The sequence below is a fragment of the Sphingomonas pokkalii genome (assembly GCF_003096275.1).
GTDB lineage: Bacteria > Pseudomonadota > Alphaproteobacteria > Sphingomonadales > Sphingomonadaceae > Sphingomonas > Sphingomonas pokkalii.
Window position 1 is genome coordinate 4055147 of the sequence record NZ_QENQ01000001.1, and the last position, 25868, is coordinate 4081014.

At 66.0% G+C, this 25868-nt stretch carries 22 protein-coding genes; 10 read left to right on the forward strand and 12 right to left on the reverse strand.

The features are described 5' to 3' along the window. The first annotated feature begins 93 nt into the window (after positions 1-93). Together DD559_RS18750 and DD559_RS18755 are read left to right on the forward strand one after the other, a co-directional pair. The gene (locus DD559_RS18750; protein ID WP_116470514.1) at positions 94-1701 is read left to right on the forward strand and encodes a phosphoenolpyruvate carboxykinase; all 1608 of its coding nucleotides are present in this window, start codon (positions 94-96) and stop codon (positions 1699-1701) included. Continuing rightward, on the forward strand, positions 1698-2153 hold the full coding sequence (locus DD559_RS18755) for a hypothetical protein (protein ID WP_240610339.1): 456 nt from the start codon (positions 1698-1700) through the stop codon (positions 2151-2153). Before DD559_RS18750 ends, DD559_RS18755 begins: the two co-directional genes overlap by 4 nt. 9 nt (positions 2154-2162) lie before the next feature. Here the strand turns inward: DD559_RS18755 and DD559_RS18760 are convergent, their stop codons facing one another. The 3 genes from DD559_RS18760 to DD559_RS18770 are packed head-to-tail and all read right to left on the reverse strand — an operon-like array spanning position 2163 to position 5456. Further along, positions 2163-3983, reverse strand: coding sequence for a DUF885 domain-containing protein (locus tag DD559_RS18760; RefSeq protein WP_116470516.1), 1821 nt, complete (start codon positions 3981-3983; stop codon positions 2163-2165). A 22-nt stretch (positions 3984-4005) separates the two neighbouring features. After that, positions 4006-4464 carry an NfeD family protein gene (locus DD559_RS18765; protein WP_116470517.1) on the reverse strand — a complete coding sequence of 153 codons (459 nt, stop codon included), beginning with the start codon at positions 4462-4464 and terminating at the stop codon, positions 4006-4008. 8 nt (positions 4465-4472) lie between these two features. Continuing rightward, positions 4473-5456, reverse strand: a complete 984-nt coding sequence (locus DD559_RS18770; protein ID WP_116470518.1) for an SPFH domain-containing protein — start codon at positions 5454-5456, stop codon at positions 4473-4475. Between the two features lie 51 nt (positions 5457-5507). On the opposite strand from DD559_RS18770, the gene DD559_RS18775 reads away from it, so the two are divergent. The 3 genes from DD559_RS18775 to guaB all read left to right on the forward strand — a co-directional run bounded on the left by DD559_RS18775 (position 5508) and on the right by guaB (position 8309). Beyond that, a complete protein-coding gene (locus DD559_RS18775) occupies positions 5508-6326 on the forward strand; it encodes an HpcH/HpaI aldolase/citrate lyase family protein (protein ID WP_116470519.1) in 819 nt (272 codons plus the stop codon). Between the two features lie 59 nt (positions 6327-6385). Next, the gene (locus DD559_RS18780; protein ID WP_240610340.1) at positions 6386-6775 is read left to right on the forward strand and encodes a hypothetical protein; all 390 of its coding nucleotides are present in this window, start codon (positions 6386-6388) and stop codon (positions 6773-6775) included. Between the two features lie 76 nt (positions 6776-6851). After that, entirely contained in the window at positions 6852-8309 is a 1458-nt protein-coding gene (guaB, locus tag DD559_RS18785) for an IMP dehydrogenase (protein ID WP_116470521.1), read from the forward strand. Between the two features lie 21 nt (positions 8310-8330). On the opposite strand, the gene DD559_RS18790 is transcribed toward guaB, so the two are convergent. Next, entirely contained in the window at positions 8331-9863 is a 1533-nt protein-coding gene (locus DD559_RS18790) for a GGDEF domain-containing protein (protein WP_240610341.1), read from the reverse strand. 346 nt (positions 9864-10209) lie between these two features. On the opposite strand from DD559_RS18790, the gene DD559_RS18795 reads away from it, so the two are divergent. Both DD559_RS18795 and DD559_RS18800 read left to right on the forward strand, forming a co-directional pair. Continuing rightward, positions 10210-11397, forward strand: a complete 1188-nt coding sequence (locus DD559_RS18795; protein ID WP_116470523.1) for an RsmB/NOP family class I SAM-dependent RNA methyltransferase — start codon at positions 10210-10212, stop codon at positions 11395-11397. A gap of 29 nt (positions 11398-11426) precedes the next feature. Next, complete coding sequence (locus DD559_RS18800) at positions 11427-11948, forward strand: tetratricopeptide repeat protein (protein ID WP_116470524.1); 522 nt, start codon at positions 11427-11429, stop codon at positions 11946-11948. 6 nt (positions 11949-11954) lie between these two features. Here DD559_RS18800 and rsmA read toward each other — a convergent pair whose 3' ends face one another. The 4 genes from rsmA to DD559_RS18820 all read right to left on the reverse strand — a co-directional run bounded on the left by rsmA (position 11955) and on the right by DD559_RS18820 (position 17517). Continuing rightward, positions 11955-12779: a 16S rRNA (adenine(1518)-N(6)/adenine(1519)-N(6))-dimethyltransferase RsmA gene (gene rsmA, locus DD559_RS18805; RefSeq protein WP_116470525.1), complete on the reverse strand. Its 825-nt coding sequence runs from the start codon at positions 12777-12779 to the stop codon at positions 11955-11957. Next, positions 12776-13789, reverse strand: a complete 1014-nt coding sequence (gene pdxA, locus DD559_RS18810; protein ID WP_116470526.1) for a 4-hydroxythreonine-4-phosphate dehydrogenase PdxA — start codon at positions 13787-13789, stop codon at positions 12776-12778. The genes rsmA and pdxA overlap by 4 nt, the downstream gene beginning before the upstream one ends. A 1-nt stretch (position 13790) precedes the next feature. Next, entirely contained in the window at positions 13791-15122 is a 1332-nt protein-coding gene (locus DD559_RS18815) for a peptidylprolyl isomerase (RefSeq protein WP_116470527.1), read from the reverse strand. 124 nt (positions 15123-15246) lie between these two features. Next, positions 15247-17517: an LPS-assembly protein LptD gene (locus DD559_RS18820; RefSeq protein WP_438270413.1), complete on the reverse strand. Its 2271-nt coding sequence runs from the start codon at positions 17515-17517 to the stop codon at positions 15247-15249. A 119-nt stretch (positions 17518-17636) separates the two neighbouring features. Here DD559_RS18820 and DD559_RS18825 point away from each other — a divergent pair, with 119 nt between their 5' ends. Both DD559_RS18825 and ndk read left to right on the forward strand, forming a co-directional pair. After that, on the forward strand, positions 17637-18077 hold the full coding sequence (locus DD559_RS18825) for a DNA polymerase III subunit chi (RefSeq protein WP_116470528.1): 441 nt from the start codon (positions 17637-17639) through the stop codon (positions 18075-18077). Positions 18078-18151: 74 nt separating this feature from the next. Continuing rightward, positions 18152-18574, forward strand: coding sequence for a nucleoside-diphosphate kinase (ndk, locus tag DD559_RS18830; protein ID WP_010544574.1), 423 nt, complete (start codon positions 18152-18154; stop codon positions 18572-18574). Positions 18575-18675: 101 nt separating this feature from the next. Here the strand turns inward: ndk and DD559_RS18835 are convergent, their stop codons facing one another. The 4 genes from DD559_RS18835 to DD559_RS18850 all read right to left on the reverse strand — a co-directional run bounded on the left by DD559_RS18835 (position 18676) and on the right by DD559_RS18850 (position 22803). Then, positions 18676-20055 (reverse strand): sensor histidine kinase, encoded by a 1380-nt coding sequence (locus tag DD559_RS18835; RefSeq protein WP_116470529.1) that lies wholly within the window; start codon positions 20053-20055, stop codon positions 18676-18678. After that, entirely contained in the window at positions 20052-20774 is a 723-nt protein-coding gene (locus DD559_RS18840; protein WP_116470530.1) for a response regulator, read from the reverse strand. Before DD559_RS18840 ends, DD559_RS18835 begins: the two co-directional genes overlap by 4 nt. A gap of 216 nt (positions 20775-20990) precedes the next feature. Then, on the reverse strand, positions 20991-21437 hold the full coding sequence (locus DD559_RS18845; protein ID WP_116470531.1) for an EF-hand domain-containing protein: 447 nt from the start codon (positions 21435-21437) through the stop codon (positions 20991-20993). 154 nt (positions 21438-21591) lie between these two features. After that, on the reverse strand, positions 21592-22803 hold the full coding sequence (locus DD559_RS18850) for an MFS transporter (RefSeq protein ID WP_116471029.1): 1212 nt from the start codon (positions 22801-22803) through the stop codon (positions 21592-21594). Positions 22804-23143: 340 nt separating this feature from the next. Here DD559_RS18850 and DD559_RS18855 point away from each other — a divergent pair, with 340 nt between their 5' ends. Then, positions 23144-25858, forward strand: coding sequence for a TonB-dependent receptor (locus DD559_RS18855; RefSeq protein ID WP_116470532.1), 2715 nt, complete (start codon positions 23144-23146; stop codon positions 25856-25858). The last annotated feature ends 10 nt before the right edge of the window (positions 25859-25868 follow it).

Below are 25868 nucleotides of genomic sequence, written 5' to 3' on the forward strand. Positions count from 1 at the left end.
GCCATGCCACGAGCGATTGGCAATAAAGTTACGCTTCGGGCAAATCATCCGGTTTGTCATATAAATCGTGACATAATAATAACGGAGGCTTGGGTGAAGAACTGTCAATCGCGCTATGGTCTTGGCGAGCAAGGCATTGTTACGTCGGCAGCGTTGCATTGGAACCTGATTACCGCCCCTTTGGTCGAACATGCGATCCGTCGCGGGGAGGGGTGCTTGGCTGCCGACGGGCCGCTGGTCGTTGCTACCGGCAAGCATACCGGTCGGTCGGCTAAGGACAAGTTCATCGTCCGCGATGCTGAGACGGAGACCAGCGTATGGTGGAGCAAGACCAACCAGGCGATGACGCCGCAGCATTTCGCCGCGCTGAAGGCCGATTTCTTCGCCGAACTGGGCAAGCGCGACGAATTGTTCGTGGCCGATCTCTATGGTGGCTCGCAGCCTGAGCACCGCGTGCAGGTGCGCGTGATCAATGAACTCGCCTGGCATAATCTGTTCATCCGCACGCTGCTGGTGCGGCCGGAGACCGAGGCGCTGGCGGACTTCGTGCCAGAATACACGATCATCGATCTGCCCAGCTTCCGCGCCGATCCCGCCCGCCACGGCACGCGCGGCGAAACGGTGATCGCGGTGAATTTCACCGACAAGCTGATCCTGATCGGCGGCACCGCCTATGCCGGCGAGATGAAGAAGAGCGTGTTCGGCCTGCTCAACTATCTGCTGCCGCAGGACGGCATCATGCCGATGCACTGCTCGGCCAATATCGGCCCCGAGGGTGATACGGCGATCTTCTTCGGCCTGTCCGGCACCGGCAAGACGACGCTGTCGGCCGATGCCAGCCGCACCCTGATTGGCGACGACGAACATGGCTGGTCGGATACGGCGGTCTTCAACTTCGAAGGCGGGTGCTACGCCAAGATGATCCGCCTGTCGGCCGAAGCCGAGCCGGAGATTTTCGCGACCACCAAGCGCTTCGGCACGGTGCTGGAAAATGTCGTGATGGACCCGGTTACGCGCAGGCTCGATCTCGACGACGCCAGCCTCGCGGAGAACAGCCGCGGCTCCTATCCGATCGATTTCATCCCCAACGCCTCCGCCGACAATCTCGGCCCGGTGCCGAAGAACATGATCTTCCTGACGGCGGACGCCTATGGCGTGCTGCCGCCGATCGCGCGGCTGACGCCGGAACAGGCGATGTACCACTTCCTGTCGGGCTACACCGCGCGGGTGGCGGGGACGGAGATCGGCGTGACCGAGCCAGAGGCGACCTTCTCCACCTGCTTTGGCGCCCCGTTCATGCCGCGCCACCCCTCGGTCTATGGCAACCTGCTCAAAAGGCGGATCGCGGAGGGCAATGTCGCCTGCTGGCTGGTCAACACCGGTTGGACCGGCGGCAAGTATGGCATCGGCCACCGGATGCCGATCAAGGCGACCCGCGCGCTGCTCAACGCCGCGCTCGATGGCAGCCTGAACCAGGCCGAATTCCGCGTCGACCCCTATTTCGGCTTCGAAGTGCCGGTGGCGGTGCCGGGCGTGGACTCGAAGATCCTCGATCCGCGCGAGACCTGGCCGGACAAGGGGGATTATGATGCGGTGGCGGAGAAGCTGGTTGACCAGTTCGTTGAGAACTTCGCCCAGTTCGAAGACCATGTCGAAGAAGGCGTCCGCGCCGCCGCGCCGGCGGCAAGGGCCCTTGTTTGAGCGGAGCGCCGGAAACATTGCCGCCGCGGCGATTTGCGAGTGCCGCGGCGATCGTCCGTGTCGGGGAAGGGCTGCTTGCCTGCGACCTTCCTCGTGCGGAATGGACGCATGAGGCCCATCTCGCCGCGTGCCTGTACCTGCTGACGGAGCGGCCGGATATCGCCATCGATACGGAGATAGGCGGGCTGATCCGCCGCTACAACGAAAGCCTGGGCGGCATCAACGACGATCACCAAGGCTATCACGATACGATCACGCGGGTGTTTGTCGCCGGCGTGCGCGAGTATCTGGCGCAGGCGGCGGAGGCCGACCTGCTGGCGCGGGTGAACGGCCTGCTCGCTACCCCGATGGGGCAGCGCGACTGGCCGCTCCGCTTCTACAGCCGCGATCGGCTGTTCTGCGTGGCGGCGCGGCGCGAATTCCTTGCACCGGACCTCGCGCCGCTGCCGTAGCGGCGTGCGCTATCCCTTCCGCGCGGCGATGTGGCGATCGATGACATGCCCCAGCACCGTCATCGGCACATTGCCGCCCAGCAGCAGCGCATCGTTGAAGGCGCGGAAATCGAACCGGTCGCCCAGCGCGGTCTTGGCCTGGGTGCGCAGGCGGTTGATCGCGGTGTGGCCCACCTTGTAGCCGCAGGCCTGGCCCGGCCACGAGCAATAGCGGTCGACTTCGCCCTGCACCTCGTCCTCGGACGAGCCGTTCGCCTCGACGAACCAGCGGATCGCCTGCTCGCGGGTCCAGCGCTTGGCGTGCAGCCCGCTGTCCACCACCAGCCGGCAGGCGCGGAAGCCGAGCGACTGGAGATAGCCCAGCTTCGCCGCCGGGTTCGCCTGATACACGCCCAGTTCGTCCGCCAGCTGCTCGGCATAAAGCGCCCAGCCTTCGGAATAGGCGTTGAACTGCAGGAGCGAGCGGATCAGCGGCATCCTGAAGGTATATTCCCCCTGCCAGGCATGGCCGGGGATCGCTTCGTGATAGGCAAGGTCGGGCAGGCTGAACCGCGTCCAGATGCCGGTCGACCGCAGGTTGATCCACAAGCGGCCCGGTACCTTGCCGTCGATCGTGCCGGGGCCGCCATAGGCGCCCGCCGCGCCTTCTTCCTCCACCGGCGGGATGCGCTTCACCTCGACATTGCCCGGCACCAGCGTGTGGAACGCCTGCGGCATCCGGCCGCGCATGTCGTCGATGCTGTCCTGCAGGATCTTGATGATCTCGGCGCGGCCGGCATCGGTTTCGGGGAAGGCGAAGCGCGGGTCCGTGGCCAGGCCGCGCATCCGCGCGCCGACCGAGCCTTGCGTATAGCCGAGCGTCTTCAGGATCGTGTCCATCTCGGCCTGGAGCGCGGCAAGCTGCTCCTTGCCCATGGCATGGACCTCGTCCGGGGACATCGTCGTGGTGGTGCCGGCGCTCAGCGCCCAGGCATAATAGGCGTCGCCGTCCTTGAACTTCCAGACGCCGGCGTCCGATGTGGCGCGGGCGCGGTGGCGTTCCAGCTCGGCGATCTGGCGGTCGAGCGCCGGTGCAACCTGGCCGGCCGCGATCTTCGCCGCCCGCGCCGCATAGTCGCCGGACATCGACGCGGCGCGCTTGGCGAGCGAGGTCACCACGTCCCAGCTGGCCGGATCGCCGCTGCGTGCCAGGCGGATCTGCTTCAGGCATTTGTCGAGCAGGAAGTCGGGTGCGATCACGCCCATCGCGCCGGCCTGCTTCAGCCGCACCGTCTCCCCGTCCAGCGCGCCGGCATAGGCCTGGAGCCGATCGCAATAGGCATCGGCATCGTCGGTTGTGGCGATCTGGTGATCGCTGTCGAGCATCCGCGGCACGTCGATATAGGCACCGACATTCTGGATCACGACATAGGGCGCATTGCGCCAACTGCCGACCGCCACATCGCCATAGCCGAACGACATGCCCTTCAGCCCATTGGCGTACGCCGTCTGGATCACGTCGAGATGGACACGCATTTCCGGGCTGACGGCGTTCACGTCGATCCGGTCGATCTCGGCCAGAGTCGCCTTCAGATGGGCCGCCATTTTCGCCACCCCGGCCGGCGAACGATCGCCGAGCCGGTGCTTGAGCGCGGCCCGCCCATCCTTGTCGATGCCAAGGCCGGTGGCCCCTTCCGGGTTGAGCGCGAGCAGCGCTTCGGCGGTGCGATCGATCAGCGCCTTGGCCTGTGTTTCGGCGGCGCCTGGCGCTGCCTGGACGGGGAAGGGCAGGGCGCCGGTGGCCAGCATCGCGCTCGAACCAAGCAGCACGTCTCGACGGGAATTACGCATCAAATCGACCTCGGACTTTTCTTCAGTGATGGGAGAGGGCCGAAAGGGGCTCGACGCGGAGCGTCGTGCCATCGGCGCCGGTGATCCGAACGCGTGCGCCGGCGGGTGCGCCCGGCCCGCGGGCAGGCCATTCGCCGTCGCCCACGCGCACGCGGCCGGCATCCTCGTCGATCGGTTCGACGACGGTGACAACCTGGCCGATCATCCGCGCGAGGCGGTCGTTGAGCAGCGGATCGGTGCTCGCAACCGGAAAATCATGATACCAGCGCTTGCCGATCAGCACCGCGACGGCGGACCACGCGGCAAAGCCGACGCATTGGCCGGCAAACCCCAGCTCGGGAAAGAGGAGGCCCACCAGCCCGGTCAGCGCGGCGGCGACGGCGAAGAACACCATGTACACGCCCGGCAAGGCCAGCTCGACGATCGCGAGCACGACGGCACCGATCAGCCATAGCAGGGCGGGGTGCTGCAGCCATTCCACCGGGCCGATCAGTCCTGCTGCTCGAATGGCGTGGGCCGGCGGGCCGGCGGCGTGGGCGGAGCGGGGGGCTTGGGCGCGCCGCCGGACAAGGCCTCCTTCGCGAGTTCGCCGATACCGCCCAGCGTGCCGATCAGTTGCGTCGCCTCGACCGGGAACAGGATCGTCTTCGCATTGGGCGAGGTGGCGAACTTGCCGACTGCTTCGACATATTTCTGCGCGATGAAGTAGTTGAGCGATTGCGCGCTGCCGGATTCGATCGCGTCGGAGACGAGCCGGGTCGCCTTCGCTTCGGCTTCCGCCGCCCGCTCGCGCGCTTCCGCGTCGCGGAACGCCGATTCGCGGCGACCTTCGGCTTCCAGGATCCGGGCCTGCTTCTGCCCCTCGGCGCGCAGGATCTCGGACTGGCGCGTGCCCTCGGCCTCGAGGATGTTGGCGCGCTTCTCGCGTTCGGCCTTCATCTGCCGGCCCATTGCGTTGACGATGTCGGCCGGCGGACGGATATCCTTGATCTCGACGCGAGTGATCTTCACGCCCCAGGGCGTCGTGGCGTGATCCACCACCGAGAGCAGCCGGGCGTTGATCTCGTCGCGCTTCGACAGCGTCTCGTCCAGATCCATCGATCCCATCACGGTGCGCAGGTTCGTCGTCGTCAACTGGAGCAGCGCGACATACAGGTCGGATACTTCATAGGCGGCCTTGGCGGCATCGAGCACCTGGAAGAACACCACCCCGTCGGTGGAGATCATCGCATTGTCCTTGGTGATGATCTCCTGGCCCGGAATATCGATCACCTGCTCCATCATGTTCACCTTGCGGCCGACACGGTAGAGAAAGGCGGGATAGAAGTTGAACCCCGGCGCGGCGACGGTGGTGAAGCGGCCGAAATGCTCGATCGTGTACTGATAGCCCTGGGTTACGATCTTCACGCTGGCGATCAGGTAGAGCAGTACCAGCAGGGCCAGCGCCACCACAAAGACGGAAATGACTTCCATGCGTCCCGACTCCCCTCGCAATCGGGCCTAGTGCTAGCATAGAGAAGGCGCATGACCAGCATCCCTCTCGCGCCGCGCACCGCGCTGTTTCTCCCGGCATCGAACCCGCGGGCCATCGCCAAGGCGCGAACCCTTGCCGCCGATATGATCATCCTCGACCTGGAGGATGCCGTGAAGCCGGAGGACAAGAATGCCGCGCGGGCTGCCGCCGTGGAGGCGGTGGCGGCGGGTTTTGGCGAGCGGATCGTCGCGATACGGATCAACGGCATCGATGCCGCGGAGCATGAGGCCGATCTGGCCGCGGCGGCAGGGTCGACGGCGGCCGTGATCGTGGTGCCGAAGGTGGAGTCCGTCGATGCCGCAAGGCGAATTGCGGAGGCCGTCGGCAAGCCGTTGCTGGCGATGATCGAAACGCCGGCCGGCGTATTGGCCGCTGCGCCGATCGCGGCATTGCCGGGGGTTTGCGGGCTGATTGCGGGTACCAACGATCTCAAGGCGAGCCTTGGCATCCCCGCTGCGGCCGGGCGCGGAGGACTGTCCCTGGCCCTGCAAAGCATTGTGCTGGCGGCCCGGGCTGGGGGTGCCTGGGCGCTGGACGGGGTTTTCAACGCGCTGGACGATGCCGAAGGGCTTGCGGCCGAATGCCGGGAGGGGCGCGCGCTCGGGTATGACGGCAAGACCCTGATCCATCCCGGCCAACTGGCGATCGCCGCCAGCGCTTTCGCACCGGGAGCGGAAGAGATCGCCGATGCGAAAGCGTTGATCGCCGCCGCGCAGGGGGGCGCGGAACGATTCCGGGATCGGATGATCGAGGCGATGCACGTGGTGCAGGCGCAGCAGATCCTGGCACGGGCGGGCGCGCAGGAATAATTCGTCGCGATTTCCGCTTCGCGCCTGCATCCCTCCTCTATGGTAAAGCTATGGAGAGCATGCACCAGCTTGACATGGCGTTGCTGCAGGCAATCGGCGCGATCGAGAACCTTCTGGCGCTTCCGTCCTGCGAATTGGCGGCGCTGTCGTGGGCCCGGTACCAAACCGCAAAGGCCGTGGCGGCGCGTCGGCGGGCGATCGACCATATGGTCAACGCGGCGATGCGCGACGGCGGCGATCAGGCGGAAGCGGCCCGTGCGCTGCGAAGCGGCAATCTCGACATGCGGATGGTCTATACCGATCACGTCACCGCTTGGCCGACGGCGCGGGCGATCGCAAACTGGCCCGATTATGTGGCGGCATCGAAGCGGCTGGCAGAGATGATCCGCAACCAGGTGCAGCGAGAGCGGGAAATGCTGTATCCCGGCCTGCCGCCGCTCTATGCCTGAACCTGCCCACTAGCGCGTCTTGCCCCTTGCGGTTACATGGGCCGCCAACTCTCGACTCAAGGATTTGGCGCTCCCCATGGAAATCCCTCTCGGCCTGACTTTCGACGACGTCCTGCTCTACCCGGGCGAATCCGAGATCGTGCCGAGCATGGCGGATACCCGGACGCACGTGACCAAGGGGCTGGCGCTCAACATCCCGATCCTTTCCTCGGCGATGGACACCGTTACCGAAGCGGACATGGCGATCGTGATGGCCCAGCTGGGCGGCATCGGCGTGCTGCATCGCAACCTGGAAATCGACGAGCAGGTGGAAGCGGTGCGCGCGGTGAAGCGCTTTGAAAGCGGCATGGTGGTGAACCCGATCACCATGGCGCCGGGTGGCACGCTGGCGGAGGCGCAGGCGCTGATGGCGCGGCACCGCATCAGTGGCATTCCGATCGTCGAGGCGGATGGCAAGCTCGCCGGGATTCTCACCAATCGCGACGTGCGGTTCGCGGAAAATCCCAATCAGCGCGTGTCCGAACTGATGACGCATCAGAATCTCGCCACCGTGAAGCTTGGCGTGAGCCAGGAAGAAGCCCGCCGCCTGTTGCACCAGCGCCGGATCGAGAAGCTGTTGGTGGTGGACGATGCCTATCGCTGCGTTGGTCTGATCACCGTGAAGGATATCGAGAAGGCCGTCACCTATCCGCACGCGACCAAGGACGCGAGCGGGCGTTTGTGCGTCGCCGCCGCCACGACGGTGGGGGACAAGGGCTTCGCCCGCACCGAGGCGCTGGTCGATGCGGAGGTCGACCTGGTGGTGATCGATACCGCGCACGGCCACAACCGTGACGTGAGCCGCGCGGTTGAGCGCGTGAAGAAGCTTTCCAACCGCGTCCAGGTGATCGCCGGCAATATTGCGACCGCGGAAGCCGCGCGCGCGCTGATCGATGCAGGTGCCGACGGGCTGAAGGTGGGTATCGGCCCCGGTTCCATCTGCACCACGCGCGTCGTTGCCGGCGTCGGCGTGCCGCAGCTGACAGCGGTGATGGAGGCGGCGAACGAAGCGGCCAAGTCCGGCATCCCGGTGATCGCCGATGGCGGCATCCGCACCTCGGGCGATATCGCCAAGGCGCTGGCGGCGGGCGCCGGCGCGGCGATGATCGGTTCGCTGCTGGCGGGTACCGAAGAGGCACCGGGGGAAACCTTCCTGTATCAGGGCCGTGCCTACAAGGCGTATCGCGGCATGGGCTCGGTCGGCGCGATGGCCAAGGGATCGGCCGATCGGTACTTCCAGCAGGATATCAAGGATCAGTTGAAGCTGGTGCCCGAAGGCATCGAGGGCCAGGTTCCCTATAAGGGCCCGGCGCGCGATGTGATCCATCAGCTGGTGGGCGGCGTGAAGGCGTCGATGGGCTATGTCGGTGCCGGCACCATTCCGGAATTCCAGAAGAAGGCGCGCTTCGTGCGCATCACCAATGCGGGCCTGAAGGAAAGCCATGTCCACGACGTGACGATCACGCGCGAGGCCCCCAACTATCCTACGCGCTGATCGGCATGGGGCGGGCCCGCCTCAGCGGGCCTCAGCCTCCTCGATCTCCTTGCCTGGTGCAACCTGCGAGGCGGCGTGATCGGCATGGATCACCCGATTGCGCCCGCTATCCTTCGCGACATACAGCGCACGGTCGGCTGCCCGATATAGCTGCTGGTAATCGGCAGTTTCGCGCAGCTCCGCCACGCCGATGCTGACCGTGACGGGGCGATCGCCGATGGTCGATCGGTGATCGCAGGCGCCGAGCTCCTGGCGGACATGGTCTGCGAACTGCAGCAGCGACGGGCCTTCGAACTGGCCGATCATCATCGCGAATTCTTCGCCGCCCAGTCGCGCGGTGGCGCACATCGGGCCCTGCCAACGGGCCAGGCGATCGGCCAGCGTGCACAATACCGTATCGCCGGCTTCATGGCCGTGAACATCGTTGATCGCCTTGAACCGATCGATATCGATCAGCAGCAGCGCCATCGGGGTATGGCTGCGATGCGCCGCCAGCATCATCGGGGTCACGGTGGTGACGAAGCCGCGGCGGTTGTGGATTCCGGTCAATGGATCGCGGACGGCAAGCTCGCTCGCCCGCGCTTCCGCCGCACGTGCCAGATCGCGCTCGGCGCGGAAACGCGCGAGCCGGCGGCTCGCCGCGATCGATAGCCAGATCGTCTGCCAGGCGGCGGCGAACAGCACCAGGATCTGGGCGCCGCCGCCCCAAAGCCCGCTGCCGATGTCGACGAGTTCGGTCAGCGCCAACGCCGCCATCGGCACCGACCATGCGGCGACCAGGTCGCGGGCCTCCCGGCTGCCGCGTTTCACCGCCCAGGCAAGGCAGATCGCAACTGCCAGCAGGTCCGCCAGCACCAGCACGCCCAGCACGGCGCCCAGCGTCTCGATCGATGCGGTGCGAACGATGCTGGCGGGGATGCCCAGGATCCCCACCGACAGGCCCAGCGCAAGCGTGGCTCCGCGAAGCCATCTGGGCAGCAGCACGCGCTCGACGGAGGTGGCGGCGCTGAAGGTTGCGAGCATTATCGCGGTGGTGGAAAGCAGCGTGGACGCCTGGGCGGAGAAGCTTCCGGCCAGTCCCGGCACCACCATCAGCACGAATTGGGACCACAATGTTCCCCACAGGAAGACGATGGCCGCCCAGGCCCCCTGCCAGGCGAGATATTGCCGCCTGACGGCGATCGCCAGCGACAGGTTATACAGGGCGCCGATCGCCAGGAGGGTAAGGGCCGCGCCGATCAGCGCGGCGAGCAATCCCGATTGTAATTCTGCCGTTCCCGCAGGGAGCAGGCGCAAGCGAAGGAGGTTGTGGCTGGCCAACCGATCGAAGCGGACGAAGATCGCCGTCACAACCGCATCGCGATTGCGTGGCGCAAAGGCGACCTGCGCGCCCGGCCGCCAATAGTCCCCGTAATTGCCGTTGCGGACCTGCTGCCATTCGGTACGCCCGTCGGCATAGCGCATCCCCACGGCGAGTCTGTCGAAGCGGCTGTAATGGACGAGCAGCGTCGGCGTACCGCGCGAATGCAGGTATCGATCGGGTTCGATCCGCAACCAGAGGCTGCCCTGCTGGTACTGCCGGGGCGCGCTGTCGCATGCAAAACGCAGCCCCGGACCCTGTGCGTCCGTGGTGGCGAGAGGCGTAACCGCATGGCACAGGCCTCTTTCTACCGGCACACCAACGGCGTGCGCGGGTTTCGGCATCCATCCGACAATCGTTATGAACAGGGCGAGGACCGCCCCCCATCGGTGCACCAACGCTTCCTCGTCGACCCCTCACGCGCAAGGCATGGCTTATACTAAGGGTTTACAAGAGATTGTTAGTTGAGGCCATCCATCCATTCATCATTATGCGTGCGAGCCGCTTCCCATGCCGCCGCCAATCGCCTAGCCCCGGCCCATGACCCCTGCCGCACGCCTTCAGTTGGCGATCGAACTCCTGGACGAGGTGTTGACGGCCGCTCGCACGCGCGGGCCGGCCGCCGATGTGTTGCTGGCGCGGGCCTTCGCCGCGCGCCGTTTCGCCGGATCGAAGGACCGCCGGGCGATCCGCGGGCTCGTCTATGACGCGATCCGGCTGTGCGGCGAATTGCCGGAGTCGGGCCGGGCGGCGATGATCGCGCTGGCAGCCGCAAGGCCCGACCTTGCGGCGCTGTTCGACGGTTCGCAATATGGCCCGCCGCCGATCGGCGAGGCGGAGCGTCCGGCACCCATCGGCGTAGCGCCCGCCTGGCTGGTGCAGGCGCTTGAAGCATCGGGGCTGGACAGCACCGAATGCAAGGCGCTGCTGGATCGCGCGCCGCTCGATATCCGCGTCAACCTGCTCAAGACGACGGTGGAAGCGGTCGCCGCGGAAATTCAGGGTGCGACGCCGCTCGCATTCGTGCCCGCCGGCCTTAGGCTCGATACCGATGCACCGGTAGAGGGTACTCCCGCCTATGCCGATGGGCGCTTCGAGGTGCAGGATGGCGGCAGCCAGCTCGTCAGCCATCTCGCCGGCGCGAAGCGGGGGATGGCCGTGATCGATCTGTGTGCCGGCGGGGGCGGCAAGACTCTTGCGCTGGCCGCATCGATGCATGGACAGGGCAGTGTCCTCGCGTGCGACATCGATCGACCAAGGCTGTCGCGCCTGGCGCCGAGAGCCGCCCGGGCCGGCGTAACCATCGCCACCACCAAGCTGCTCAATCCGGGACAGGAGCAGGCAATGCTCGAGGATTGGCGGGCGCGTGCCGATCTCGTCGTGATCGATGCGCCCTGTTCGGGCACCGGCACCTGGCGGCGCAACCCCGAGGCACGCTGGCGGCTCACCCCGCAGTTGCTCGATCACTATGTGGCGACCCAGGCGCGCCTGATGGAGGTCGGGGCGGGGCTGGTGCGGCCGGGCGGGGCGCTCGTCTACATCACCTGTTCGCTGCTCGATGCGGAGGGTGCCGGGCAGGTCGATCGCTTCCTCGCCGCGCATGGCGAATGGAACGCGCTTCCCGTTGCAGCCGCGATCGGCACACCGCGCGGCAAGGGCCTCCGGCTCACCCCGCACCGGGACTCGACCGATGGCTTTTTTGTCGCGAAGATGGTGCGGCAATGCTAGCCACGATTTCCAGTCTATCGGAGATTTCGATGCGGATCACCGCACTCTCGGCGGCGGCAGCGCTGCTCGTTCTAAGCGTTTCCACCAGCCTCAGCGCGCAGCGCCCGGATAGCCAGATCGATCCGCGTTCGGTGGAACTCGTCCGTCAGGCGCGCGCCGCGCAGGGTGCCGGGAATCTCGGGGGCGCGAACGACCTGCTCGAAACCGCGCTAGCCGTCGATCCGCGTAACCGCGAGGCCTTTGTGCTGCTCGCCGATATCGCCCGCGCGCAAAGCCTGCCGGGCAAGGCGATCCGATTCTATGGTGAGGCGCTGAAGCTCGATCCGAACGATCTGGTTGCGCTGCGCGGGCAGGGCGAGGCGATGGTTTCGAAGGGCGCGATCGAGCGCGCCAAGGAAAACCTCACCAAGATCAATACGATCTGCAAGACCGCCTGTGCCGATGCGGCGACGCTCGCTGCCAGCATCGCCAAGGGGCCGCCGCCCACGCCGGTGGCGGCGAACGAGGCCGCGACGAAGGGAGAGGCGAAGAAGGAAGACGCCAAGCCCTGATCCGGTTCAGAGCGCGCGGCCGAGTTCGCGGGCGATCGCGACATATTCGGCGACGGTAACGGTCTCCGCCCGACGGCTGGCGTCAATGCCCAGCGCTTCCAGCGCGGCAAGTGCGCCGGCCACGGGCTTCAGGCTTTGCCGGAGCATCTTGCGGCGTTGGCCGAACGCGGCGGCGGTAACGGCTTCGAGGGTGGCGAGGCGTACCCCTTCCGGTGGTTCGGCGGGCACGATATGCACCACGGCGGACATCACCTTGGGCGGTGGCGTGAAGGCCGATCGATGGACGTGCATCGCGATCCGCGGGGTCGAGCGCCACTGCGCCAGCACCGCCAGCCGGCCATAATGCTCGCTGGCGGCGGGGGCGACGATCCGCTCCGCGACCTCCTTCTGGAACATCAGCGTCAGGCTTGCCCACCAGGGTTGCCATTCGGCCGAAAGCCAGCCGATCAATAGTGCGGTGCCGACATTATAGGGCAGGTTGGCGACGACATGCGGCTTGCCAGCGAACAAGCTCGGCGCATCCACCTGCAGCGCGTCTCCCTCGATCACGCGCAGGCGATCGGGAAATGCGCCGCCCAGTTCCTCCAGCGCGGGGATGCAGCGGCGATCGCGTTCCACGGCAGTGACGCGCGCGCCGGCCTGCAGCAGCGCGCGGGTCAGGCCGCCCGGGCCGGGGCCTACTTCGAACACCTCGGCATCCTGCAACGCGCCGGGCACCTTGGCGATGCGGCCGAGCAACTGACCGTCGAACAGGAAATTCTGGCCCAGCGCCTTGCTCGCGCTGAGTCCATATCTCGCAATGACGTCTCGGAGCGGGGGAAGAGGAGTCACGCCGCAGCATCGCTCCGGCGTTGCGCCGCGCTGGCCGCCATGCGGATGGCGGCGATCATGGCACCGGGATTGGCTTCGTTCCGCCCGGCCAGCGTAAAGGCGGTGCCGTGATCGGGGGAGGTGCGGACGATCGGCAGGCCGAGCGTGATGTTCACGCCGTCGTCGAAATGCAGGGTCTTGATCGGGATCAGCGCCTGATCGTGAAAAGGGCAGAGCGCGGCATCATAAGTGGCGCGGGCGCGCGCATGGAACATGGTGTCGCCGGCGAACGGGCCCGTGGCATCGATGCCTTCGGTGCGCAGCCTTTCGATGGCCGGCGCGATGATGTCTATTTCCTCGCGTCCCAGCGCGCCCTGCTCGCCGGCATGGGGGTTCAGGCCGGCAAAGGCCAGCCGCGGGCGCTCAATGCCGAAATTGCGTTGCAGGCCGCGAGCCGTGACGCGTGCCTTGGCAACGATCAGATCGGTGCTCAGCCGCTCCGACACTTCCGCCAGCGGGATATGAACGGTGATCGGCACCACCCGCAGACTGGGACCGGCCAACATCATCACCGCATTTTCGGCGGTGACGCCGCAGCGCTCGGCCACGAATTCGGTCTGCCCCGGATGGTTGAAGCCAATCGCATAGAGCTGGGATTTGGAGACCGGCCCGGTCACCAGCGCGCCCGCGGCGCCGGCGCTGGCCAGGCCCACCGCGACTTCCAGCGATTGTAGTGCGACATGGGCCGAGGCCATGTTCGGCTGGCCCGGCGTGATGGCGCCGGAATCGCGTACCTGCAGCACCGGCAGCGCTTCGTCGAAACGGTCGAACGCATGATGGGGCGAATCGATCGTCGCGATCGGGCCATCCCACACCGACTGGATCGATCCGGGATCGCCCACGGCGAAGAACGGCGGCAGCGAATGCAGCACGCGTGCGTTCCAGGCCTTGGCGACGATCTCCGGTCCGATTCCCGCCGGATCACCCAGGGCGACGGCGAGCGGTGCCAGACGGGGCCCGCCGAGCGCCATGTCAGCGATATTCGATCAGGGCGTCGCGTCGCAGATCGCGCAACAGCCGTTCCGCCCGCAGGTTCACCCGCTGATCTTCCAGCTGTTCCTGAACCTGTTCCACCGACGGGGTGTAGGCCGGGGGCGGATCGTCGCGTCCGCAGATCACGAAGGCGCGCACGCCGTCCTCCAGCGAACCGAAGGGCTGGGTCGCCTGACCGACCTGCATCGGCAGCACCAAATTCTGCAGCGCCGGCGGCAGATCCTTGATGGCGATGCCGTCGCGATCCACCACTTCGGCGTTGATGCCGGCGGCAGTCTTGGTCACGTCGCCGCACCCGCGAATGGCCTGGACGGCCTTGCCGAACGCTTCCGCACGGGCGTTGCGCTGCGGCGTCGTCATGTCCTTCGAAAATGCGATCGAAAGCTGGCGGATGCTCAGCTTGGCGTCGCGCGGATCGGAAACGCCCACCTTGTGCTTGTCCGCCAGATACACGATCGAGAAACCGGCAGAAAGCGGGATCGGGCCGGCGACCTGGCCGGGCTCCATGCCCTGTACCGCCTGCGCCAGCCCGTCGGGCAGCATCGCCGGCTGGATCCAGCCGAGATCGCCCCCGCGCGCGCGCGTGGAGCTCTGCGAATAGGTGCGTGCCAGATAATCGAACGGCGTGCCCTGCCGCATCTGTTCGATCATCTTCTGCATTCCGGCGGAGACTTCCTGCGCGCGATCGGGGGTCGCGTTCTGGTAGATCTCGTACACGTGATATTCCTCGGTGCCCTTCTGGGCGGTAAGGCGATCGATCATCGCCTTCACTTCCGCTTCACCGACATTCACGTTGACCTGCCTACGCAGCAGCCGGCTCCAGGCCAGCTCGGCTTCGATCTGCCGCTTGATCGAGCGTTCCGACGATCCGATCTCGCGCAGCCAGGCGCGCATCTGGTCCGGCGTCCGCTGGAAGCGGGCGGAGACGCGGCTGAAGCTGGATTCGATCTCGCGGGGATCGACCTTGATGTCCTTGGCCTTGGCTTCCTGGATTTCCAGCGTCTCGTCGATCAGCTGGCGCAGCATGGCGAGTTTCAGCTGCTCGCGCTCCTCCGGCTTCAGCGTGAGCTTCTGCATCCCGGTGACGAGCGCGACGCGATGGTCCACTTCGGTCCCGGTCAGGACATAGTCGTTGACGATCGCGGTCGGCTTGCGAACGTTGGGATCGACCTTGCCGAAGATTTCCACATCAGCGGGGAAATCGAGCCCGGCATTGGCGCTTTTGGCGCCATCCTGTCCGGGCGCCGTCTGGGCGATCGCCATCGTCGCCAGCGCGGCGATTCCTGCGCCCGCCAGCCATTTGGCACTCATGCCCGCAATTCTGCCCACACCGATAGTCACTTCAGAACGGCCCTCATCCTTTTCGGAAACGCTGCGCTTAGTCGGCAATTGTGCCTGAACCAAGGCTTAGCGCCCGTCTCCGGTGTACACCCTATTAGCGCCCCAGATTCTTGAAGGCGAGGGTGAGAAGATACGAATTGCCGGCGCGGGCGTCGCCGGTGGTGGCATAGTCGCGGCGCCACGTCGCGCCGACGCGCAGGCAGTCGTCTTCATAGGTGAAGCCGATCCTGTGCCGGATCGGCTGATAGCCGTCGGCCGACGATAGCGGGTCCTCGTTCTTGTCGGTCAGATCGATCAGCGTCGAACCCGATACCGACCAGAAGCGTGCGAGCTGCACGCGCGCGCCCAGCCGGAGTTCTTCGCGGTCCTGCAGATCCTCCAGCTTCGCGCTGATGTTCCGGTTGAGCCGGAGATAACCGATCTGGACATAGGTCGCGCGCGAGCCGAGCGCCATGTCCAGTTCGTTTCGCCGCACCGCCAGCCCGTCCTTGTCGAGCCGGTAGCGGTGGGTGAAGCTGATGAAATCGTGGAAGCGGATCACGGTGCGGCCGACGATGTCGGACATGCGGTCCGTCAACCCGGTGCCGTCCGGCAGCAGGGTGGGGCGGGCCGTCAGGCGATAGCTTTGGCCGATATTGGCATCGATGCTGAAGCCCGGAAGGTTGAGCGCATAGTCCAGGCCATAGGTGAAGCGCGTCGAGTCCTCGAAACGGTCATAGCCGGGGAAGCGGTTCAGCGCGAACAGGTTGGAATCCTCGAGGTCCACCGCGCGCGCATCTTCGTTCGGTATCGACATATTGGCGAGGTGCGGCGAGGCCACCATCTGGACGCGCGGCGTGATCCGTTGCGAGCCGCTCAGAAATGCCCCGACGAACGGCCATTTGATGTCCATCGCCGCCGCGGCGATGCCGCGGGTGTGGAAGCCGTTCTCGCCGCGATAGCCGACCACGCTGGTCGCCAGCGTGTTGCTGGTGTTGTAGATATCGCCGCGGGCATAGCCGGTGAACGTCACCTCCTGCCCCCAATTGGTCAGGCGGCGCAGGCTCCACTGGGCGCTGGCGAAGGCGCGCTGGGTATCCTGGCCGGCGGTGCGCGTGAGCGCCAGCGTGTTCAACTGGAAGTCGAAATGTCCGCCTGTCAGGCTTTCGTCGATCCGGCGCCGGTAATCAATCTCGGGCAGCGCGATCGGCTGCAGACCTTGCGGGCCGGAGATCCGCAGGGTCTGCGCGGCCCATGCGTTGATGGCGAAATAGCTGTTGGCGTCGATCCGCTCGACCGAGATGTTGTTCCGCAGCCGGTCGTCGCGCGAAATATCGTAGCGGCGCAGGAAGGTGCGGTCGCTGGCCATCCGTAGGGACGCCGAAACCGACCAGTTGGTATCGAGCTGGTAGCGGCCGAGCAGATCGAAATAGCCGCGCACGTCGTTCCGCAGCGACGAGGGCGTCTGCGACACGGTAAGGTCGTCCGCGCGCCGGCTGTACGTGCCATAGGCGGAGACGCGGAACGAGCCCAGGCTGTTCAACTCGCGATAATCGACCTGGAGCATCGGCAGCGTGTCGGAAAACACGCGCGGCGTGACGGTGAGGTCGCGATTGGGTGCCAGGCTCAGGAAATAGGGAACGGCCAGCTGGAAGCCGTTCACGCGGCTGTAGCGCACGTCGGGCGTCAGGATGCCGGAATCGCTCTGGCCGCCGGCCGGATGCGAGAAGGCGGGCAGAGGCACGGTAAGGAAGCCGAATACCCCGATCCGCGCGCCGCGATAGCGCAGGCGGCGCCGGTTGGGATCATAGACGACCTGGTCCGCGGTGATCTTCCACGACGGCTCCTTGGGGCAGCCGGCGGTGCTGGTGACGGCGCAGGGCGTGTAGGCCGCCTTTTCGACGGTGATGATGCCGCCGTCGTTGCGTTGGCCATGTTCCGCCGCGATCCGCCCCCCGGCTTCCAGCACGACGAGCATGTTGTCGACCACGCCGTCCTTCAGCGTGTCGGTCAGCTCGATCCGGTCGCCATAGGCCGCGTCTCCCTGCGGATTGACGACCGCGATATTGCCTTCCGCCGTCACCTTGCCGGTGCGGCGGTCCCACGTCACCTTGTCGGCGCGCAGCCGGTTGCTCTCGCGATAGAGCCGGACGTCGCCGCTGGCGCTGACGACGTCGTTGTTCATGTCATAGTCGAGCGTGTCCGCGGTGAACTGCACCTGTTCGGGATCGTCGGGCAGTGCGGTAGGCGAAGGCGGGGGCGGCTCGACCGGGCGATCCTGCAGATTCGCGGCAGGCGCCTCGGGCGCGGGTGTCTGCTGCGCTTGTACCTGGTCCGAGAGGCACAGGCCGATAGCGGCCGAAACGAACAGGGCCTTGCGCGTCACGATACTTCCCACCTTTGCGTCAACTCCCCGCACGCCAAAGGCCGCCCTATCGCAGCGTTTGTGCCATCGCAACGGCGGCATGCGTTGGCCCGAACGCCTATCGCGGCTATCGGGAGCCAATGCAGGTCGATTTCTATCATCTTACCCAGGCGCCGCTGGACCGCGTGCTGCCGCAGATCGCCGAAAAGGTGCTGGCGGGCGGCGCACGCCTGCTGATCGTGGCGGACGATGCCGCGCTGCGCAAGCGGGTCGATCAGTTGCTGTGGACCTATGCGCCGGCGAGCTTCCTTCCGCACGGCATGGCAGGGGAGGCATGGGATGCCGACCAGCCGATCCTGATCGCCGCCGATGTCCAGGGCGCCAACGCCGCGCGCCATATCGCGCTGATCGACGGACTGTGGCGCGACGAGGCGCTCACCTTCGATCGCGCGTTCCACTTCTTCGACGAAGACAGTATCGGCGCCGCGCGAGTCGCCTGGCGTACGCTGGGTGAGCGCGACGGGATCGATCGCCGCTATTGGCGGCAGGATGAAAACGGCCGCTGGGCGCAGGTCGCCTGAGCTTGCAATGAAGACGCGGCGGGACTAGGGAGCCGCGACTTCCTTTCATCACCAATTACAGGAGCCGCACGGCCATGGCCGCGACCCGGACCTTTTCGATCATCAAGCCCGATGCCACCCGCCGCAACCTGACCGGCGCCGTCACCAAGATGCTGGAAGAGGCGGGCCTGCGCGTCGTCGCCTCGAAGCGCATCCAGATGAGCCGCGAGCAGGCAGAAGGCTTCTACGGCGTCCACAAGGAGCGCCCCTTCTTCAACGACCTCGTCGAGTTCATGATTTCGGGCCCGGTCGTGGTGCAGGTGCTCGAGGGCGAGAACGCCGTGCAGCGCAACCGCGACATCATGGGCGCGACCAATCCGGCAAACGCCGAGCCTGGCACGATCCGCAAGGAACTGGCCGAATCGATCGAAGCCAATTCGGTCCACGGTTCGGACTCGGAAGAGAATGCCGCGATCGAGATCGCCTTCTTCTTCAAGCCGGAAGAAATCGTCGGCTGATCGGCTGAGATCTTCGGTAAGGAAAAGAGCCGCGCTTCCCAGGGAGCGCGGCCCTTTTCGTATCCAGCTTTCCTCTTCAGCGGAGAGGCTTGGGATCCAACTCACCGCGGCAGCGTGATCGTTGCCACAAGGCCGCCGCCCTCCCGATTGGCGAGCGCGATTGCACCGCCGGCATCGTTGACGATCGCACGGGCCAGCGCCAGGCCCAGACCGATCCCGCCGGTGCCACGATTGCGCGATTGCTCCAGCCTCGTGAAGGGGTTGAACACCGCCTTCAGCATCTCTGCCGGAATGCCGGGGCCGCGATCACATACTTCTATGGTGACGCGTTCGGTCTCGGCGATCAGCCGTACCTCCGCACCGTCGCCATATTTCACGGCATTCTCGATCAGGTTGCGCACCGCGCGCCGCATCAGCGTCGGTCGCAGCCGCATCTTCAGCCGCGCAGGTTCCTCGAACGTCACGTCATGGTCGAGGTCGCGGAAATCCTCCACAACCGCGTCCACCAGCGCGCCCAGGTCGACATCGGTGCTCGGTTCGCTCGGTCGCCCCAGCCGCGCGAGCGACAGGATGTCGTCCAGCGTTCGGCTCATCTCGTCGATCGTGTCGACCATCCGGGCGCGATCGTCGTCATCTTCCACCGATTCGATGCGGACGCGCAGCGCCTGGAGCGGGGTCCGCAGGTCGTGTCCGATCGCACCCAGCATCCGGTCTTTTTCGTCGAGCATCGACGTTACCCGCCGTCCGAGCGCGTTATAGGCGGCGATCAGCGCCCGCACGTCGCTCGGGCCCCGCTCCCGCAGCGGCGCGGTGTCGTCACCGGGGCGGAAGGTCCGCGCCGCGTCGGTGAGCGTCCGCAGCGGCCGCGCGATCCGCCCGCCGACCAGCAGCACGGGGACGAGCACGACCACATACAGGATCAGCGTCTGCGCGGCGAGTTGCCAGATCAGGCCGAAATCGCTGCGGGGCCAGGGAGTGGCCAGCGTCAACCAGCCCTTGCCCGGCAGTTCGACCGCGACGAGCATTTCCGCGCCCATCCGCCGCAGCCGATCGGCGCGCAACGGATCGAGCTTGGGATTCAGCAGGCGTTGCGGATCGACCGGCCGGAGCGCCGCGACGATCGTGCCGGCGCGCAGCCCGGCCTCCTCCAGGCCGCGTCGCAGGTCGCGCTCCACGTCCGAGCGGCGATTGGGCTGGGCGGCAAAGGGATTTTCGCGGTGCAGGCGAACATGGGTGCGGGGGTCCGAAAGGAACCGCCGCTTCGCCGTGCCCGGTTGCGCCGGCGCTTCGCGTTGCAGCGCGAGCAGCCGTTCGGCCGCATCCGCCAGTCGCGTCGTCGCGGGCGCGATCACCAGCGCGAAGCGCGCCTTTTGCCGTTCGTGCAGCAGCAGGCCGAAGTTGATCGCCTGTGCCGCGAACAGCGCGGCTGCGACCAACAGGGCGATGCGGGCGATGAGGCTGGTGGGCAGGAAACGCCTCAAAGCCGGGTCACCTCGGCGGCCAGCGTATAGCCGCCGCCCCAGACGGTCTTGATGATCGATGGATTCTTCGGATCGGGTTCGATCTTCTTGCGCAGTCGGCTGACCTGATTGTCGATCGCGCGATCGAACGCCGCCGCCTCGCGTCCCTGGGTCAGGTCGAGCAGCTGGTCGCGGGTCAGCACCTGGCGCGGCCGCGTCACCAATGCCAGCAGCAGGTTGTATTCACCGGTTGAAAGCGGCACGGATACCCCTTCGCGGTCCACCAGCGTCCGTTCGCCGGTACGGAGTACCCAGCCGGCAAAGGCGAAGGAGCCGCTTTCCGGGGCGTGTTGCCGGGCGCCGCCGGCTGCCGACCAGCGCCGCAGCACCACCTTGATGCGTGCGGAGAGCTCGCGCGGGCTGAACGGCTTCACCACATAATCGTCGGCGCCCATTTCGAGGCCGACGATCCGATCGGTCTCCTCGCTGCGCGCGGTGAGCAGGATCACCGGCGTCTCGCTGGTCTCGCGAATGTGGCGGCACAGGCTCAGCCCGTCCTCGCCCGGCATCATGATATCCAGCACGACAAGGTCGATCGCATAGGCGTTCAGGCGCGCGCGCGCGCTTTCGGCATCGCCGGCCTGCGTGACGCGAAATCCCTGGCGCGTCAGATATTGCGCCAGCGGTTCGCGGATCGAGCGTTCGTCGTCGACGAGCAGCAGGTGGGGAACCTCGGACATGGCAGCAGACTAACGCTTTCGGTGGCGGGGAAAAGAGCCGGGCGGGAGGGAGGAGATCCGCAGGCATCGCAGTGAAGCGACAGGGGGAGCGCGCTTCCCTCCTGACGGGGACAGGAGGACGAAACCCTTGGCGCTCCCGCCCGGCTTGCCCGGCCGGCGTCAGTTGCCGCTGGCTGGAGGGGGTGTCGGCGCGTCGGCGCCGTTGGCTGGGGGCAGTTAGCCCCGTCGACCGCCGAAGCGGCGCATCGATCGCATTCGATCGGCGGCGGCATCGCGTTCGGCAGCATCGATCCTGCCGTCGTGATTGGTGTCGATCCGATCGAACATGCGGCCGGCGCGCGCCTGCTCTTCGGCGAGAGTCAGGTCGTTGCGGGCTCGCGGCATCCGGCCGCCCATCCGGATGCCCATCGTGGATTGGAAGGCGGCGCGTTCCTCCGGCGTCACCTTGCCGTCCTGGTTGGTATCCATGGCCTTGAACCGGGCGGCGGCGTTGGCGAGCACTTCGTCGCGGGTTACGATGCCGTCCTTGTTCGTGTCGGCCATGCCCAGCAGGTCGGGGCGAGGGCCGCGGGGCGGACCTTCCTGCGGTTCGCTCTGGCGGGCCTGCGCGGGGCCGGTCAGGAGCGATGCCCCGAGCGCGGCGATGGCGAGATGTTTCAACATGGGGAAAATCCTCCACGAGTGGGGCGTGCCGGGAGCGGGGGCATCCCCCCGGCACGCCCCACCTTCTGCCGCCGGCATGTCGCGCAGGTTTGTCATGTGCGCCCGAAAATGTCGCAATTTGTCGCCGCTCCGCGAGGAGCGTGTCGCTGCCCGATCAGGCTGCCGCCTTGGCGATCCGCGGAATCACCCGCCACTCGATCAGGGAGAGCGCCGCGAAGGCAAGCGCCCAGGCGATCACGAAATTGCCTGCGCGGAACCCGTGCTGCGCGCCAAAGGCCAGCGCCTGGGTCAGGATCAGCGGCCCCATGATCAGCGCGACGCTGTTCAGTGCAGCCACGCCGCCCTGCAATGCGCCCTGGCGCGACGGGTCCGTCATCCGCGAGAGCAGCGCATTCATGCTGGGGAAGGCGAGGGCCTGGAAGGCGCCGAGCGGGATGAGCAGGAACACCATCCAGGTCTCGCGCGCGAAAATATAGCCCAGGAAGGTCAGTCCGCCCGCCAGCATTCCCACCATCACGGCGCGTTCTTCCCCCCAGGCGGCGATCACCCGGCCGGTTACGAAGGTTTGCACCAGCGCCATGCACAGGCCGGATATGGCAAGCGACCAGCCGATCGTCTGTTCGTTCCAGCCAAGCGCGATCTCGCCGAAAAATGCCCAGGTCGCTGGATAGACCATGTGCGCGAGCTGCCACAGAAAGGCTGCCAGCAGCAGCGGCTTGGCGTTGCCGGCTGCGAACAGTGGCCGGAACGCGGCGAATATGTGCGCGTCGCGCAGGCGAAAGGGGCGTCGTTGCTCCGATCGCATCGTCTCCGGCAGCAGTGCCAGGATCCAGATCGCGTTGATCCCGGCCAATGCCGCGGCGGCGATGAACGGCGCGCGGGGACCGAAGGTGGCGAGCAGGCCGCCAAGTGCGGGCCCGACGATGAAGCCAATTCCGAACGCCGCGCCCATCATGCCGAACGTGGCGCCGCGTTTGTCCGGCGGGGTCACATCCGCCAACACCGCATTCGCCGGTCCATAGACGGCGCCGGCAGCTCCCGCGATCAGGCGCCCGAGAAACAGCCATACGATCGTCGGCGCCGCGGCCATCAGCAGATAGTCGACCGCGAACGCGGCCATCGAACACAGCAGCACCGGCCGCCGCCCGATCGCATCCCCCAGCGTGCCGAGGACGGGGCCGGCGAAGAACTGCGCCACCGCGAAGGCGAACAGCATCCAGCCGCCGATCCGCGCCGCTTCCTCCAGTCCGACATGCGACAGGGTGACGATCAGCCGGGGCAGTACCGGCAGGATAATCCCGAAGCCGATCGAATCGATCAGTACGGCCGCCAGAACAATCGGAACGGCGCGATGGTGGAATGACATGCAGGCCCCCCGGCATAGTTGCCATGCATCGTAGCGGTGCGCGCGGAGAAGCGCCAGCGCGCCGATTGCCATAGAAACGGGGCAGTGAAACGCGGCGTGGGGAACGCCGTCTTCGAACGCGATTGACGCTACGGCACCGGCAATTCCTCAGCCGCTATCGGCCCGCTTCTTGCCGCTACTTGCCAATTTGGTTCGATTCGGGTGTGCTTTGGATGTCACATACCTATTCCAGTAGCAATTTGAAACTTTAGTTTTTCTTGACGCAGATAGAGCGAGGGCGTGTATTCGAAGGTACGGTATGGAGCGCGACAGAGGCTCCAGCCAAGGTGGAGAGATGTCTATGCGGCTACGCCTCATGTCGGCCTGTGCGGTGCCGGCGCTTGTGATCGCGCTTGCAGTTCCGGCCCAGGCCCAGGACACAACGGATCAACCTTCCCAGAATGAATCCAACGAAATCATCGTGACGGCGCAGGGGCGCGCGCAGGCGCTCGCCGATGTGCCGATCGCGGTTTCCGCGGTCAGTTCCGAAGTGCTGCAACGAACGGGCGCCAACGATATCCGGGCACTGAACCAGGTCGCACCGTCGTTGCTCGTTTCGTCCACGGGCAGCGAGGCGAACGGTTCGGCCCGTATCCGCGGTATTGGTACGGTCGGCGACAATCCCGGTCTCGAAAGCTCGGTCGCGGTCTTCATCGACGGGGTCTATCGCTCGCGTTCGGGGATCGGCCTCAACGAACTTGGCGAGATCGAGCGGATCGAAGTGCTGCGCGGGCCGCAGGGTACGCTGTTCGGCCGCAATGCCTCGGCGGGCTTGATCAACATCGTCTCCAAGATGCCGGAGCCGACCTTCTCCGCGGGTGGGGAGGTGACCTACGGCAATTACGAGACCGTTCGTGCCCAAGGCTTCGTCAACGTGCCGCTCAGCACCGTCGTGTCCGGGCGGCTCGACGGCGTCTATATGAAGCGCGACGGCTTTTATCGCGATGTCACCAACAACCGCGATATCAACAACCGCGATCGCTATTTCCTGCGCGGCCAGCTATTGTTCGAACCGTCGAGCGATCTGCGCGTCCGGGTGATCGGAGACTATACACGGCGCAACGAACAATGCTGCGCCGCCGCCTATATGGATTATTCGAACAATCCGTTTATCGGTGATCTGAACAGCCCCACGGCAAACAACATCGTCCGGGTGCTGCGCGATCTCGGCCAGCCGATGGCTGCGTTCAGCAATCCCTATAGCCGCAACGTCTATATCTCCAAGGGGCGGAGCTATGGCGGCATTACCGAGGATTGGGGTGGCTCGGTGCAGGTGGATTGGACGCTGGGCGGCGCGACGCTCACGTCGATCACCGGCTATCGTAACTATTTCGCCAGCCAGGGTGCGGACACCGATTACAGCGCGATCGACATCCTGTATCGCTCGCCCAACGCGGATTCCTCACGCGCGTTCGAAACCTGGAGCCAGGAACTGCGGCTGAACGGCAATGCGTTCGACAACAAGCTGGACTGGCTGATCGGCGGCTATTTCGCCGATGAGGACCTCACGGTCGTCGATAATCTGCGGTTCGGGACGCAATATGGCCGCTTCGCAACGTGCCGGATCGTGTCCGGCAGCGCCTTGGCGGCGCTCTATTCCCCAGGCTCCGCCGGTTGCCTTGCCGCGCGTCCAGCGGCCTTCGGGGCTGCCTCGCCGCTGATCTATGCGGCGTTCGACCGGCTGGACGGGATCAACGATCGCGGCACTACACGCGACTTCTACAAGCAGAACAGCCGCAATTGGGCGCTGTTCACCCACAATATCATCCATGTCGCCAAGGCGTTGGATCTCACCGTGGGTCTGCGCTACACCAATGAACGCAAGCGCTTCAATGCGAGTTTCGGGAACGACAACACGGCGTGCGTTGCCAACCAGGCGTCGCTGCTGCCCCTGCGCTCGATCGCGTCGCTGACCGGCGTTGTCGACGCGATCGTCGGTCTCTCCTGCCAGGGCAATTCCACTTCAGAGATCAACGGCGTGTCGATCCGCGATACCCGAAAGGAGGATCAGTTCACCGGCACCGCGATCCTTTCCTACAAGCCCACCGATGATCTGCTGGTCTATGGCAGCTATTCGCGGGGCTATAAGGCGGGTGGCTTCAACCTTGATCGCTCGGCCTTGAAGCTGCCGATCGCAACCTTCGCGTCGCTCGGTGGGGCGCAGGCGGTGGTCGGCAACCTGCAGTTCGCGCCGGAGACGAACGACGCCTTCGAAATCGGCCTGAAATACTCGACGCGGAAGTTCAGCCTGAATGCATCGCTGTTCCGCCAGCAGTTCAAGAATTTCCAGCTCAATACCTTCAACGGCACGGTATTCCTCGTGCAGAACATCAACGGTTGTACCACCGGCCTGGGGGGTGGCGATCGTGACCAGAACAAATTCAACACGGCGCCCAATTTCAACGCTGCAGCCGGAACGACCGGCAGCTGCGCGGCCAGCAATGTCAGCTATGGCGTGGTTTCGCAGGGTGTCGAACTGGAAGCGACGCTGGTGCCGGTGCGCGACGTGCATATCGGCATGGGGCTCACCTATGCCGATACCCATTATCGCGACCAGCTGGTCGGCACGGACAAGGGGGCGCCGCTGGACCAGGCGTTGCGCTTGTTGCCGGGACGCAATCTCTCCAACGCGCCCGAAGTGGTTGCCACCGCGTCGGTCGCCTGGACGCCGCCACTGGGCAGTTCGGGCCTGAGCGGGCTTGTCTATTTCGACACGCGCCTGACCGGGGACTTCAACACCGGATCGGACCTGTTCCCGCAGAAGATCCAGGACGGCTTCAATGTCGTGAACGGCCGTATCGGCATTCGGGGCAAGGAGGAGCGCTGGGCGATCGAGCTTTGGGCGCAGAACCTGTTCAACCAGAACTTCGCGCAGGTGGTGTTCAACTCGCCCTTCCAGGAAGGCGCGACCGGCGCTCCCTTTGTCGATCCGCAATATCCGGGCGGGCGACAGCTCTTCTCGGCCTATCTCGCCGAGCCGCGCACCTATGGCCTGACAGTTCGAACCCGTTTCTGAAGCCTTTCCT

Coding starts and splice junctions, on each gene's coding strand:
- DD559_RS18760 (WP_116470516.1), bottom strand. CDS start 3,983: ATGCGTAATTCCCGTCGAGACGTGCTGCTTGGTTCGAGCGCGATGCTG.
- DD559_RS18770 (WP_116470518.1), bottom strand. CDS start 5,456: ATGGAAGTCATTTCCGTCTTTGTGGTGGCGCTGGCCCTGCTGGTACTG.
- DD559_RS18775 (WP_116470519.1), top strand. CDS start 5,508: ATGACCAGCATCCCTCTCGCGCCGCGCACCGCGCTGTTTCTCCCGGCA.
- DD559_RS18780 (WP_240610340.1), top strand. CDS start 6,386: ATGCACCAGCTTGACATGGCGTTGCTGCAGGCAATCGGCGCGATCGAG.
- guaB (WP_116470521.1), top strand. CDS start 6,852: ATGGAAATCCCTCTCGGCCTGACTTTCGACGACGTCCTGCTCTACCCG.
- DD559_RS18795 (WP_116470523.1), top strand. CDS start 10,210: ATGACCCCTGCCGCACGCCTTCAGTTGGCGATCGAACTCCTGGACGAG.
- DD559_RS18800 (WP_116470524.1), top strand. CDS start 11,427: ATGCGGATCACCGCACTCTCGGCGGCGGCAGCGCTGCTCGTTCTAAGC.
- pdxA (WP_116470526.1), bottom strand. CDS start 13,789: ATGGCGCTCGGCGGGCCCCGTCTGGCACCGCTCGCCGTCGCCCTGGGT.
- DD559_RS18815 (WP_116470527.1), bottom strand. CDS start 15,122: ATGAGTGCCAAATGGCTGGCGGGCGCAGGAATCGCCGCGCTGGCGACG.
- DD559_RS18825 (WP_116470528.1), top strand. CDS start 17,637: ATGCAGGTCGATTTCTATCATCTTACCCAGGCGCCGCTGGACCGCGTG.
- ndk (WP_010544574.1), top strand. CDS start 18,152: ATGGCCGCGACCCGGACCTTTTCGATCATCAAGCCCGATGCCACCCGC.
- DD559_RS18840 (WP_116470530.1), bottom strand. CDS start 20,774: ATGTCCGAGGTTCCCCACCTGCTGCTCGTCGACGACGAACGCTCGATC.
- DD559_RS18845 (WP_116470531.1), bottom strand. CDS start 21,437: ATGTTGAAACATCTCGCCATCGCCGCGCTCGGGGCATCGCTCCTGACC.
- DD559_RS18850 (WP_116471029.1), bottom strand. CDS start 22,803: ATGTCATTCCACCATCGCGCCGTTCCGATTGTTCTGGCGGCCGTACTG.
- DD559_RS18855 (WP_116470532.1), top strand. CDS start 23,144: ATGCGGCTACGCCTCATGTCGGCCTGTGCGGTGCCGGCGCTTGTGATC.